Source organism: Rhodococcus sp. YH1 (genome assembly GCF_009939605.1).
GTDB classification, from domain to species: domain Bacteria; phylum Actinomycetota; class Actinomycetes; order Mycobacteriales; family Mycobacteriaceae; genus Rhodococcus; species Rhodococcus aetherivorans.
In genome coordinates this window covers 46249-59211 of sequence record NZ_WVTE01000277.1, presented here as the reverse complement: position 1 = coordinate 59211, position 12963 = coordinate 46249, and the positions used below count along the sequence as shown (strand labels likewise).

11 protein-coding genes are annotated in these 12963 nt (G+C 70.7%); 4 read left to right on the top strand and 7 right to left on the bottom strand.

The window, feature by feature from the left end; genetic code table 11:
• Positions 1 to 176: 176 nt before the first annotated feature.
• The 4 genes from AIIKEEIJ_RS28885 to AIIKEEIJ_RS28870 form a co-directional block, all read right to left on the bottom strand.
• A complete protein-coding gene (locus AIIKEEIJ_RS28885; RefSeq protein ID WP_161997114.1) occupies positions 177 to 2567 on the bottom strand; it encodes a heavy metal translocating P-type ATPase in 2391 nt (796 codons plus the stop codon).
• 404 nt (positions 2568 to 2971) lie between these two features.
• The gene (locus tag AIIKEEIJ_RS28880) at positions 2972 to 3427 is read right to left on the bottom strand and encodes a hypothetical protein (protein WP_161997113.1); all 456 of its coding nucleotides are present in this window, start codon (positions 3425 to 3427) and stop codon (positions 2972 to 2974) included.
• 17 nt (positions 3428 to 3444) lie between these two features.
• Entirely contained in the window at positions 3445 to 4983 is a 1539-nt protein-coding gene (locus tag AIIKEEIJ_RS28875) for a multicopper oxidase family protein (protein ID WP_180987099.1), read from the bottom strand.
• A 48-nt stretch (positions 4984 to 5031) separates the two neighbouring features.
• Complete coding sequence (locus AIIKEEIJ_RS28870; protein WP_037201187.1) at positions 5032 to 5268, bottom strand: SHOCT domain-containing protein; 237 nt, start codon at positions 5266 to 5268, stop codon at positions 5032 to 5034.
• Positions 5269 to 5398: 130 nt separating this feature from the next.
• On the opposite strand from AIIKEEIJ_RS28870, the gene AIIKEEIJ_RS28865 reads away from it, so the two are divergent.
• The 3 genes from AIIKEEIJ_RS28865 (at position 5399) to AIIKEEIJ_RS28855 (ending at position 7711) form a co-directional block, all read left to right on the top strand.
• Positions 5399 to 6175: a response regulator gene (locus AIIKEEIJ_RS28865; protein ID WP_373566451.1), complete on the top strand. Its 777-nt coding sequence runs from the start codon at positions 5399 to 5401 to the stop codon at positions 6173 to 6175.
• Positions 6172 to 7386 (top strand): sensor histidine kinase, encoded by a 1215-nt coding sequence (locus tag AIIKEEIJ_RS28860; protein WP_072636358.1) that lies wholly within the window; start codon positions 6172 to 6174, stop codon positions 7384 to 7386. The genes AIIKEEIJ_RS28865 and AIIKEEIJ_RS28860 overlap by 4 nt, the downstream gene beginning before the upstream one ends.
• A gap of 100 nt (positions 7387 to 7486) precedes the next feature.
• The gene (locus tag AIIKEEIJ_RS28855; RefSeq protein WP_443217126.1) at positions 7487 to 7711 is read left to right on the top strand and encodes a cupin domain-containing protein; all 225 of its coding nucleotides are present in this window, start codon (positions 7487 to 7489) and stop codon (positions 7709 to 7711) included.
• A 12-nt stretch (positions 7712 to 7723) separates the two neighbouring features.
• On the opposite strand, the gene AIIKEEIJ_RS28850 is transcribed toward AIIKEEIJ_RS28855, so the two are convergent.
• From AIIKEEIJ_RS28850 to AIIKEEIJ_RS28840, 3 genes are all read right to left on the bottom strand, one after another.
• On the bottom strand, positions 7724 to 9268 hold the full coding sequence (locus tag AIIKEEIJ_RS28850) for an ABC transporter permease (protein WP_161997112.1): 1545 nt from the start codon (positions 9266 to 9268) through the stop codon (positions 7724 to 7726).
• Positions 9265 to 9948: an ATP-binding cassette domain-containing protein gene (locus tag AIIKEEIJ_RS28845; RefSeq protein WP_238406621.1), complete on the bottom strand. Its 684-nt coding sequence runs from the start codon at positions 9946 to 9948 to the stop codon at positions 9265 to 9267. The genes AIIKEEIJ_RS28850 and AIIKEEIJ_RS28845 overlap by 4 nt, the downstream gene beginning before the upstream one ends.
• Positions 9949 to 10176: 228 nt before the next feature.
• Positions 10177 to 10989: a LuxR C-terminal-related transcriptional regulator gene (locus tag AIIKEEIJ_RS28840; RefSeq protein WP_161997122.1), complete on the bottom strand. Its 813-nt coding sequence runs from the start codon at positions 10987 to 10989 to the stop codon at positions 10177 to 10179.
• A 293-nt stretch (positions 10990 to 11282) separates the two neighbouring features.
• Between AIIKEEIJ_RS28840 and AIIKEEIJ_RS28835 the strand changes: the two genes are divergently transcribed.
• The gene (locus tag AIIKEEIJ_RS28835) at positions 11283 to 12914 is read left to right on the top strand and encodes an acyl--CoA ligase family protein (protein WP_006930314.1); all 1632 of its coding nucleotides are present in this window, start codon (positions 11283 to 11285) and stop codon (positions 12912 to 12914) included.
• Positions 12915 to 12963: the final 49 nt, after the last annotated feature.

The window sequence follows — 12963 nt, the reverse complement described above, 5'->3', positions numbered from 1 at the left end:
CGGAGTCGTCGGTGACCAGGCGGTACAGCACGTAGACCGAGAACCAGACGATCAGCACGGACACCAGCACGAGCGCGATCTCGTACACGAGGACCACACCACCGATCCTACGGCCGCGCCGGCCACCCGATCCCACCCTGGCGTCGACCCCTGGATGCGCCGACACCGCGGTGAGGTCAGCGGCGCGGGCTGGTAGGGATCGGCTCCGGTGCCGGGCGCGGCGCCGGCTGCTCCTGCGGTGGGGACGGCAACCGCAGCCGCTTGAGCATCAGCGCATTGACCGCGACGATCAGGCTCGAGCCGGACATCGACAACGCCGCGATCTCCGGGCGCAGCACCAGCCCGAAGGCGGGCTCGAACACGCCGGCGGCGATCGGCAGCGCGATGACGTTGTAACCGACCGCCCAGCCGAGATTCTGCCGCATCTTGCGCAAGGTGCCCCGGCCGATGCGCAGCGCAATCGACACATCCAGCGGGTCCGAGCGCATCAGCACCAGATCGGCGGTTTCGATCGCGACGTCGGTGCCGGCACCGATGGCGATCCCCAGATCCGCCTGCGCGAGGGCGGGTGCGTCGTTGACGCCGTCGCCGACCATGGCGACCTTCTTCCCGGCTCTTTGCAGTTCGGCGATCTTGTCGGCCTTGTCGCCGGGCAGCACCTCGGCGATGACGGTGTCGATGCCCAGTTGTCCGGCGATGCGGCGGGCTGTGGCCACGTTGTCGCCGGAGAGCATGACCACCTCGATGCCGAGTTCGTGCAGCGACGCCACCGCCTCGGCCGAGGTCTCCCGGGCGGCGTCGGCCAGGGCAATCGCCCCGACGCCGCGGCCGTCGACAGCGACGAGGACCGCGGTGCGGCCGGTCGAAGCCAGCTCGTCGCGCCGGTCCATCAACGCGCCGAAGTCGACATTCTCGGCGACCATGAGTTTGCGGTTGCCGACGGCCACCCGCCGGCCCGCCACCTCGGCGACCGCACCGTGTCCGGGCACGTTGCGGAAGTTCTCCAACGACACCGCGGGAAGGCCGCGGGCGGCGGCATAGCGCACGATCGCACCGGCGAGAGGATGCTCGGATTCGCGTTCGACCGCCGTCACGAGGGTCAGCAGCTCGTCCTCGGTGAGACCGTCGACGACGACGTCGGTGACCTCCGGCTCGCCCTTGGTCAAGGTGCCGGTCTTGTCCATCACCACGGTGTCGATGCGGGCCGAGGTCTCGAGGGCAGCGGCGTTCTTGAACAGCACGCCGCGCTGGGCGCCGAGACCGGTGCCGACCATGATCGCGGTCGGGGTGGCCAACCCGAGCGCGTCGGGGCAGGTGATCACCACGACGGTGATGGCGAACAGCAGCGCCCGCTGCACATCCCCGTCGACCGCCCACCACACCACGAACGTGCCCAGCCCCCCGATCAGGGCGACGAGCACCAGCCAGAATGCGGCGCGATCGGCCAGGCGCTGGCCGGGTGCCTTGGAGTTCTGGGCCTCCTGCACCAGCGCGACGATCTGCGCGAGGGCGGTGTCGGAGCCGACCTTGGTCGCCCGTACCCGCAGGGTGCCGGTGGTGTTGATCGACGCACCGATCACCTCGGATCCTTCGGCCTTGGTCACCGGCAGGGACTCCCCGGTGACCATGGATTCGTCGACCTCGGAACTGCCGGTCTCGACGGTGCCGTCGACCGGGATCTTCGCCCCCGGTCGGATCAGGAGCAGGTCCCCGACCACGACCTCGGCGGTGGGGATCTCCACCGGCTGCCCGTCGCGCAGTACCACCGCCATCGGCGGGGCGAGTTCGAGCAGGGTCCGGATGGCATCGTTGGCGCCGCCGCGGGCGCGCATCTCGAACCAGTGCCCGAGCAGCACGAAGCTCGCCAGCACGGAGGCGGCCTCGTAGAACACCTCGCCGCCGCCCGTCAGTGTCACGCCCACGCTGTAGAGCCAGCCGGTGCCGATCGCGACGGCGACGAGCACCATCATGTCCAGGGTCCGCGCCTTCAAGGCCCGGTAGGCACCGTCGAAGAAGATCCACGACGAGTAGAAGATCACCGGCAGGCTCAGCAACAGGGTGAACACGTCGTCGCGCAGGCCGAACGGCGCCGGGACGGTGAACCCGAACATCTCGCGACCCATCGGCGACCACAACATGATCGGGATCGACAGCACCAGCGCCACCAGGAACCGATTGCGCATGTCGCGGACCATGGCGTCCATCGACATCCCGGCGTGACCGCCGTGACCCACCAGCTCCTGCGCGGTGTGCCCGCCGGGCATCTCGTGCGCCGCCGGCTGCGGGGAATGTGCGGGTGTGCCCGGGCCCGGAGCCGGTTCGCTCATCGGGTCGCACACGTGCTCGGGCACCGAGCGGCCGGCGCAGTGATAGCCGCAGTCCCGCACCCATTTCGACAGCTCCGCCACCGACGTGCGGTCCGGATCGTAGGTGACGGTGGCGGTCTGGTTCACCGCGTTGGCCTCCACCGCGGTCACTCCCGGTCGGCGCAGCAGGGTCGATTCGATGGCCGGCGTCGACGTCGCCCAGTGCAGGCCGCCTACTTCGAGAACGGTGGTTCGGTTCATTCGATCCGGTCCCTCCCTCTGATGGCGGGGACGCATTACTCGCCCCCGTACGCAGTGCGGTTCCGTCGAACCGCAGTACCGGTAGCCGACACCGGTGAACGGTCATCGCTGATCGAGTCCGAGTCTGCCCCGCCCCGCCCCGGCATCTTCTGGTGGTTGGATGAAGATCCGTTGAAGAAGTCCGGGTCTCGGTCAGGGTCCGTGCTCGTCGGTACCAGTGCCCCGGCGATGATCAGCCATCTCGCCTCCTCGGATTCCCGATGTGCGGGTCGGTGGGTACCGGAGCCGTGCGCCGATGACTCTTCCCGCCGCGGTGGGGGTTTCGGCTGGTGGTTCGGTGAAGATCTGTTGAAGACTCCGCATCCCCCGAAACGGGTACCGCCGGGCCCTGCGGTGACAGTCCCTCAGCCGCTGTGGTGTTCGCCGTGGTCGGCCGGGACGGTGGTGGTCGGCACCGAGTTCGGTCCCGGCGCCGGTGCAGGGTCGGGGGCCGAGGGGCCGGTCAGAGCCGGTCCGAGCACGAACGCCGAGAGCGAGAACATCGCCGCGAACACCACCAGGGCGATCGCCGGGGCCTTCCAGGTGGCAAACCGCCGATACAGCCGGCGCAGCAGCGGAATCGAGAACACCACCCCGAGGGCGAAGAACAACAGGTTGCCCCCGGCGCCGGTGACCAGCGCGGCCCCGGCGATCAGGCCGACGTGGTGCAGCACGTGCGGCGCCAGCCCCATCACCGTGCCGAGGGCCGCGGACACGGCGTTCCAGGTCGCGGCCAGCGGGCCCTTGCGGGCCGGCACGGCCACCGGTGGGGTGCTCATGGCTTCGGCGGTGGCGGGGTGCTCGCCGGGAGGAGTCGTCATACGCAGGCTCCGTCTTCTCAGGCGCGGTAGGACAGGGTCGTCATCATTCCGGCTTCCTGGTGGTAGGCGTTGTGGCAGTGCAGGGCCCACTGGCCCGGGTTGTCGGCGTCGAACTCGATTTCCACAGTCTGCATCGGACGCACCGTCACGGTGTCCTTGCGGGCTCCGCCGTCGACCAGGGCGAAGGTGTGTCCGTGCACGTGCATCGGGTGGAACATGGCCGACATGTTCCGTAACCGCATCCGTACCCGTTGTCCCTGGGCGACGGTCAGCGGCGCGGTGTCGGGGAAGGTGGCGCCGTTGAGCATCCACCGGTACGGGGCCATCGTGCCGCCCATGTCGACGCTCAGGTAGTTGTCGTGGGATCGTCGGTGCAGCCGCACCTGCTCGGCCGGGGACAGGGCGGTGCCGAGCAGCACCCGCCGATCCAGCTCGCCGGGCCGGGTATCGGTGGTGGCCGTCCCGGCGGCGGTGCGCACGACGGCCACCGCGTGGCCGGGTTTGCCTTCGGCGGCGGCGTAGAGCGGGAACACCCCGTCGGCGAGGGTGACCAGCACATCGAACCGTTCGCCCATACCGATCAGCACCGCGTCGGTGTTCCGGGGGGACACGGGGAAACCGTCACTGTGGGTGACCGTCATCGCATGTCCACCGAGCCCGACGCGGAAGGCGGTGTCCGAGGCGGCATTGACCAGCCGGATCCGCACCCGCTGCCCCGGGGCGGCGGTCAGGGTCACCGGGTCGACGGGGGTGCGGCCGTTGAGCAGGTAGTACGGGTAGTTCACGTCGCCGGCACCGCCGAGCAGGTCCGAGCGCATGCTCTCTGCACCCATCATCGAGCCCATGCCGCCCATCGCGCCGTGGTCCATCATCGAGCCCATCCCACCCGCGCGGGGGGCGGGCCGGCCGGGGGCCGGCATGCCGAGTTCGCGGGCGACATCGTCGGGGGTGCGGCCGGTGCCGTCGACCCAGTCGTCGAGCACGACGACCCATTCGTCGTCGTAGCCGCCGGGTTCGGCCGGGTCGTCGATCACCACCACCCCGTACAGGCCGCGGTCGAGCTGCAGCCCGGTATGCGAGTGGTAGAAGTAGGTGCCCGGATGCGGGGGCGTGAATTCGTAGGTGAACGACTCCCCGGCGACGATGGGCTCCTGCGTGAGCCCCGGTACCCCGTCCATGTCGTTGCTCATCGCGATGCCGTGGAAGTGGATGCTGGTGTCGGCCTCGAGTCGGTTGTCGACCCGCACCTGCAGCAGATCCCCGGCCCGGGCCCGCAGCAGCGGACCGGGCAGCGTGTCACCATAGCCCCAGGTCGAGACCACCGTACCGCCGAGGTCGACCTGCACAGGCCGCGCCGTCACCTGCGCGGCGACCACCGCCTGCCCGGTGGTACGGCGTTGGGCCTCGAGCCGGCGCACCGCCTCGGCGCCCGGCCCGACCGGATTTCCCGCTACACCGGGGCGGGCGCAGCCGACCGGCCCACCGAGGGCCATCGCCCCGGCGGCCGCGGACGCACCGAGCAGAAACATACGGCGGGACATCTGCACCACACACATCTCCTGGAAACGTTGGGACGACAACGGACGACACGAGGTCGGCGCCGCTCACCGATAGGGACGCAGCGCCCGCCGCCGGGCTTGGTACTCGTCGGCGTCGATCTCGCCCCGTGCGAAACGGTCGTCGAGGACGCGCAGCGGATCGGCCGGCGGTGGCGGGGTGCCGGTGCGGTGACCGGTGCGGAACAGCGCGGCGATGCCGAAGGCCACCAACGCCCAGAAACCGATCATCGTCAGCGCCATCACCATCCAGCCGGCCCAGCCCACTGCGCCCGATCCCCACATCACGGCCGCTCCCTTCCTCGAAAGGCCCGGATCCGAGTCTGGGCCCGTTACCCGACGCCGCGGGTTGGCGTTCGATGAAGGTTCGCTGAAGAACGTCGCCACCGGCCCGCCGCGGCGGTCACGATGGGACATGGCCTCCGGTTCCGATCAGCTCGTCCCCGCCTCTGCCTCGAGCGCAGCGGTCCCCCCGAGCGGCCTGCGGGCGCTGGTGGTCGAAGACGAAGTGGCGCTGGCCCGGGTGGTGGGCACCTACCTCGAACGCGCCGGCTGCGAGGTCACGCTCGTGCACGACGGGCTCGACGCCGTCGAGCGCGCCCGGCAGGTCGATCCGGATGTCGTGGTGCTCGATCTGGGGTTGCCGCACCTGGACGGGATCGAGGTGTGCCGGCAGCTGCGCACGTTCTCCGACGCCTACGTCGTCATGCTCACCGCCCGCGCCGACGAGATCGACACCCTGGTCGGCCTGTCGGTCGGCGCCGACGACTACATGACCAAACCCTTCAGTCCGCGTGAACTCATCGCCCGCATCCAGGCCATGTTGCGGCGCCCCCGACCCTCGACCGGGGACGGCCGCACCCCCGCGCAGTCCGGCACCGATACCGGCCGCCGTACGTTCGGGTCGTTGACCCTCGATGCGGCCGGCCGCGAGGTGTGGGTCGACGGTACCCCGATCGCCTTGACCCGCACCGAATTCGACCTCCTCGCCGCGCTGTCCGCACACCCCAACATGGTGTTCACCCGGGCGCAGCTCATCACCGCGGTGTGGGGCCCGAGCTGGGTCGGCGACGAACACCTGGTCGACGTGCACATCGGGCACCTGCGCCGCAAACTCGGCGACGACGCCACCCGCGGGGTGTTCGTGCGCACCGTGCGCGGGGTCGGATACCGCATGGGAGCCGGGCAGTGACCACACCACCCCCACCGGCGGCAGCAGGGCGGAGGCCCGGGCGCCGCAGTGTCGGATTCGGCAGCCGGCTACTGGCCGCGCAGGCGATCGTCGTCGTCGGCGGCGCGATCAGCGCCTGGCTGGTGGCCGCCGCCGTCGCCCCAGGACTGTTCCACAACCACCTCGAGCAGGCAGGTATCGAGCACGTCTCGACCGAGGCGGCGCATGTGGAGGAGGCGTTCACTTCGGCGATGATCATCTCGCTGGCCATCGCGCTGGTGGTCTCGGCGCTGATGGCGCTGGCGGTGAGCTGGTACTTCACCCGCAGGGTGCAGCGCTCGGTCACCGGCGTGGCCGCCTCGGCCACCGAGATCGCCGGCGGCCACTACGGCGTGCGTCTGCCCGGACCCGGTCTCGGGCACGAATTCGACCAGCTCGCCGAGACGTTCAACCAGCTCGCGGATCGGCTGGACTCGGTCGAAACCACCCGGCGGCGCATGCTCTCGGATCTCGCGCACGAGATGCGCACCCCGCTGGCCACTCTCGATGCCCACCTCGAGGCCCTCGAAGACGGCATCCGGGTTCCCGACGCCGAGACCCTCGCGGTCCTGCGGTCGAGCACCGCCCGGCTCGGGCGGCTCGCCGAGGACATGGGCGCGGTCTCGCGCGCCGAAGAGGGCCGGCTGTCCGTCACGCCCGTGCCCACCGACACCCGCACCCTCGTCGACGCCGCGGTCCGCGTCGCCGCCGACCGCTACGCCGCCAAGGGCGTCGCCCTGGTCGAAGACGTCGAGCACCCCGCCGCGGTCACGGTCGACCCGGACCGGATCGGGCAGGTGCTGGGCAATCTGCTCGACAACGCCCTGCGGCACACCCCCGCCGGGGGCACGGTCACCGTCGCCACCTCTACCGTCGACGGAGAAGCCGGGATCACCGTCACCGACACCGGCGACGGCATCGCCGCCGAGCACCTGAGTCATCTGTTCGACCGGTTCTACCGTGCCGACCCCGCCCGCCGACGGCAAGAAGGCGGCAGCGGCATCGGATTGACCATCGCCCGCGCCCTGGTCGAAGCCCACGGCGGTACGCTGACCGCCTCCAGCGGCGGAGCCGGAACCGGCGCCCGATTCACCGTGCACCTGCCCACCGCCGCAGGCGCCCGCAGCAGCGCGCGCACCACCCCTCCGCGGGGTGCCGTGCACGCCGGCACCGGTCCCCGGGAGCGGCGATGAAGAAGCTTGCGCTCGATGCGCTCGCCCGGCGCCTGGCCGCGCATGCCGCCGCCGCGCCCAGCGGCCGCAGCGCCGAGACCGTCTACGCGGGCACGAACACGTGCTGCGGCAGACTCTCGTGGCGTTGCAGGCCGGACAGTCCATGGCCGAGCACGTCAGTCCCGGTGAGGCCACGGTGTACATCCTGCGCGGGCGCATCCGTGTCGTCGCCGACCGGACGAGCTGGGACGGACGCAGCGGGGACCTGATCGCTTTACCCCGCACCCGGCACCGGATCGACGCCGTCGCCGACACGGTCGCGCTGCTCACCGTCGCCAAGTACTGACCTCCGGGTGGTTCAGAGCCCGGCGCCGGGCCGCGGCGGGCTCGCCGGGGCCCGGTGGAACAACCAGGCCGCCACCGCAGTGAGCCCGACCAGCCACCCCAGCGCAGCCAGCAACGGCCCGGCGGCGTCGAAACTGTCGGTCAGCCCGCCGTCGAGGATCATCCGGGTCGCGCCGTAGCCGGGGAGCGTCTGCGCCCACTGCGACGGCTGCGGCCGCAGCATCGGGCTCTGCCCGATTCCCAGATCCACGAACGGCACCAAGAACGCGATGAATACCCCGCCCACCCGCCCGAACAACGGTCCCAGACACACCCCCACCAGCCCGTAGGTCAACGCCAGCAGCAGGTTCCCGGCCGCGTACAGGCCCCACTGACGCGCATCGAACACTGCGGCGGTGACCAGCAACGACGAGGCGGTCACCACCACCGCCGCCACCGCGATCACCGTCAACCGGACCGCAAGCAGCACCCCGGCACCGAAGCCGGCCAGCGACAGTCGCCGATCACCGCTGCGCGCATCGAGTACCACGAACAACCCCGCCAGCGCCGACAGCGACGCAATGGCGATCGGAGTCATGGTCCCGGCATGCACGTCCGGCAGCCAGAACACCTCCGTCACCGTTCGTCCGTCCTCGACCAGGGAGAACATCCCGAACTCGGGGACGGTCATCGCCTTCGACAACGCGATGAACACGATCGGCACCACCACCAGCAGCACCCACAGCACCGGGTTGCGGCGCCAGTCCCGCAACCCCATGTCCAGCCCCACCGCGAACCGATCCGCCCGCCCGGCCCGGCCGCTGAGCCCACCGCTGCGGCGCACCCCGCCGACCGTGGTGGTGACCACCACCGCCCCGACGAGGAGAGCCCCGGCCATCCACACCAGTGCCCATCCCAGGTCCCCGACCTTTCCGCCGTGGCGGGAGGGCACATCCACCATCCACAGCGTCACGAAATGGGTGGGAAACCCGCGGGTGGCCACCCGCTCCGCCGAACCGATCGCCGGCCCGAAGAACACGTCGACGATCCAGACGAACAGGATCAGCACGGTGCCGTTGACCGGATTGGGCACCAGTGCGCCGACCACCGCCCCGATCGCCAGGTAGATCATCGCGAACATCACCGTGCCCACCGTCACCCGCACCGGAGCATCGATGCCGACCCGCACCGCCAGCGCCAGCAACGCCACCGCCGAGACCAGCACCGCCAACACCAGGCCGGTGCCGAGCCGGGCCAGCACCAGCCGCCCTGTCGCCAGGCCCGCCGACACCAGCCGCCGGTCCGCCGCCCGGGCGGCATTGATCTGGAAGTACATCGCGATCCCGGCCAGGAAACCCGCCGCCCACCCGGCCGTCGCCGTTTCCACCGCCGGTCCGCCCGCGCCACCGAGCAGCCTGGCCGCATCGGCCATCGCTCCAGCCGCGACGATCACGAACACCACAGGCACAATCACCAGCACCAGCAGGTTCACCGGGTTGCGGACATAGTCGGCCAAAAACCGGCCGATCAGCGCCCGGACGTCGCCGACCGCCGACCGCACGGTGGGGGCGAGGCTCATCGCGGCACCGTCCGGCCCTCCCGCAGATCGACGATGCGATCGAACCGCTGCTCGTCCGCCACGAAATGACTGATGATCAACACCGAGCGGCCCGCCTGCCGACGCTGCGCCACGATCTCCCAGAACCGCAGATAGGTATCCCAGTCGAACCCGGCATACGGCTCGTCCAGCAGCAACACCTCCGGATCGGCCAGCAGCGCCAGCCCCAGGTTCAATTTCGCCAGCGTCCCGCCCGACAACCGGTCGGCACGGGTGCCGGCGTAGCGGTCGAACCCCAACGTGGCGTACAGGTGGCCGCGCGAGCGGTGCGCAACCTCCGGGCTCATCCGGTACGCCCGACCGAACAACTCGAAGTGCTCGTCGCACGTGAGCCGTTCGTAGACCACCGGCTGTTGCGGGCAGTAGCCCAGCCGCCGCGGACGGCGCACACAGCCGGCATCGGCCCGCAGGTCCCCGACGAGAATCTTCATCAGCGTCGACTTGCCCGAGCCGTTCTCCCCCGCCAGCCCGACAACCTCCCCGGGGCGCAGCACCAGGTCCGCCCCGCGCAACACCGGGGTGCGGTGCCGTCGCGGCCACCAGCCGCGACCGAAGCTCTTCTCGATCCCATCAGCCGCCAGCAACGACGACTGCGCCGAATCGGCCGTGGACTCCGGGGAACCGGACTCGGATGCAGCCATCTCTCACCTCGGACACTCGAAGGCGTGCACGCGCCACCGGCGCCTTCTTCCACCGCGGTTGTGGCGGGCGCACTCACCGTAGGTGCCCACCGCTGTAGCCCAGCACGAGATCCGGTGAAGATCTGCTGAAGAACCCATCCGATGTCGGCGCTGCCCACCGCTACCGGCTGGCGCCGAGCCGGGAATCCGCCCCGGTCCGCTCCGCAGGTGGGCTGCGACAAAGCCCTGCTAGGGCAGCAGGCCCTGCCGACGGGCCTCGACGACCGCCTCGTGCCGGCTGCCCACCTCGAGCTTGCCCATCAGATTGCGCATGTAGCTCTTGACGGTCTCCACGCTCAGCGACAGCCGCTCCGCGATCTCGGCGTTGCGGCACCCGAGCGCCACGTACGCCAGCACATCCCGTTCGCGCGCCGAGAGCCGCACCGTCGGTGTGGCCGCCCCGCCGGTCAGCGTCCGCAGCTTCTCCTCGACCTCCCGCAGGCGCGCTTCGATCCCCGGGTCGGACGTCTGTGCCGCGATCTCCCGCAGGGCCAGGTAGCTCTCGGTGATGCCCTCCGACACCGACGCGGACACGGCGGACGGCGCGGCGGCGCGGGCGTTGTCGATGAGGGCGACCCGCCGGTCCACCTCGTCCCGGATCTCGATCTCGCGGGCGAGCCTGCGGGCCGACCGCATCACCTGCTCGACGACCACGTCGCCGATCGGCAGGCTGGTCCGCAGGCCGCCGTACAGGGCGGCGCGGGTGCGGCGGCGCACCACCACCGGAACGGCGAGCAGCGACTCGATGCCCTCCCCCGCGACCTCCCGGTCGTACTCGTGGGAGATCTGGGGGGAGTTGAAGTAGTCCGACACCGCGCCGGGCCGTTGCTCGGCGACCACCTTGCCGCCGAGCCCGCACTCGGAGCTGATCACCAGATCGCGGAGGATGCCGCTGCGGGTGCCGACGAAACCGGACAGCAGCATGTCCCCGCCGTGCACGGTGCCACCGAACAGCACGGGCATCCCGGTCGAGATCTGCAGCTGCCGCAACTCGGCGCGCAGGGCGTCCTCGTCGCTCGGCCGGAGGTGCGCGTGCGGGCCCTGGCGCGTCGCCGCAACATTCGGCGTCCCGACCCTTGTCGACGCCGGGTTCGTCGACGCCGGGTTCGTCGACGCCGTGCTCGTCGACGCTGGGTTCGTCGACACAGACCTCACCGGAACCACCTCCGAGACCGCGAATACCCACTTCGGAGGGTAGCGGGGAATCTGTCGTGACTCATAACCTCCACCCGTTCCGGTGTTGCAGCGATCACAATGGCGTACACCGACCGAGTGCCGAAGTCCCGGAGGTATCCGTGCCCACCCCCACGTCCGTCCCCACCGCCCGAACGGCGAACCACACCCCGCTCAGCCCCCTGCGGTTCCTCGAGCGTTCGTCGTCCGTGTTCCCCGACCGCACCGCGATCGTCCACGGCGACCGCCGCTACACGTACGCGCAGTTCGCCGACGAGGCGCAGCGCCTGGCCCGCGTCCTGCGCAGCCGGATCCAGCCGGGTGACCGGGTGGCCTTCCTGGCGCCGAACGTGCCGGAACTGCTCATCGCGCACTTCGCGGTGCCGCTCGCCGGAGGCGTGCTGATCGCGCTGAACTCCCGGCTCGCCGGGCCCGAACTCGAGTACATCCTCGGGCACGCGGAGGCGTCGCTGCTGTTCGTCGACTCGGAGTTCGTGGGGTCGGTCGCCGGTGTCACGGCCGGCGTGCCGTCGCTGACGGCGGTCGTGGAGGTGCCGGATTCGACGGTCCCGTACCCCGACGTGCCGGCCGGGATCGTCACCACCCGGTACGACGAGTTCCTCGCCGCCGCCGACGACCTCGACGACACCCCGCTGCCCTGGGGCGTCGACGACGAGGAGCAGGTCATCACCCTGAACTACACGTCGGGCACCACCGGCAAGCCGAAGGGCGTGATGTACACGCACCGCGGCGCCTACCTCAATTCCTTCGGCGAGACGTTCCACAACGGGTTCGACGGGAAGACGCAGTACCTGTGGACCCTGCCGATGTTCCACTGCAACGGCTGGTGCACGCCGTGGGCCGTGACGGCGGCCGCCGGCACGCACATCTGCCTGCGGGCCGTGCGGGCGGACGCGATCTGGGACGCCATCGACAACCTGGGCGTGACCAACCTCTGCGGCGCCCCCGCGGTGTGCTCGACCATCGCCGAGGCCCCGCAGGCCCACCGGCTGGACCGGCCGCTACGGATCACCACGGCGGGCGCGCCCCCGTCGCCGACGGTGATCGCGCAGCTCGAGGCGATCGGCGTGACCGTCGTGCACGTGTACGGCCTCACCGAGGTCTACGGGCCGTACACGATCTGCGAATACCAGGACTCGTGGGACGACAAGCCCGCCGAGGAACGCGCGGCGCTCCTGTCGCGGCAGGGCGTGGGCATGCTGCAGGCGGAGAACGCACGGGTCGTCGACGCGAACATGAACGACGTGCCCGCGGACGGGCAGACGATGGGCGAGATCGTGCTGCGCGGCAACAACGTCATGGCGGGGTACTTCAAGGATCCGGAGGCCACGGCGGAGGCGTTCAAGGGCGGCTGGTTCCACACCGGCGACCTGGGCGTGATGTACCCGGACGGATACATCCAGCTCAAGGACCGCGCCAAGGACATCATCATCTCCGGCGGCGAGAACATCTCCACCGTGGAGGTCGAGCAGGCCATCGTCAGCCACCCGGCCGTGCTGGACGTCGCGGTGGTGGGCGTGCCCGACGAGAAGTGGGGCGAGCGTCCCAAGGCGTTCGTGATCCTGAAGAAGGGCGAGACCGTGACGGCCGAGGAGCTGATCTCCTACACGCGCACGTTGCTCGCCGGGTACAAGGTGCCGCGGGAGATCGTGTTCCCGCTGGATCTGCCGCGGACGCCGACCGGCAAGATCCTCAAGTTCGAGCTGCGGGCCGCGCACTCGGCGCAGGCCTGACGCCGGCCGCGCCGCCGGGTCCGGCGGCGCGGCCGTTTCGACTTCGATA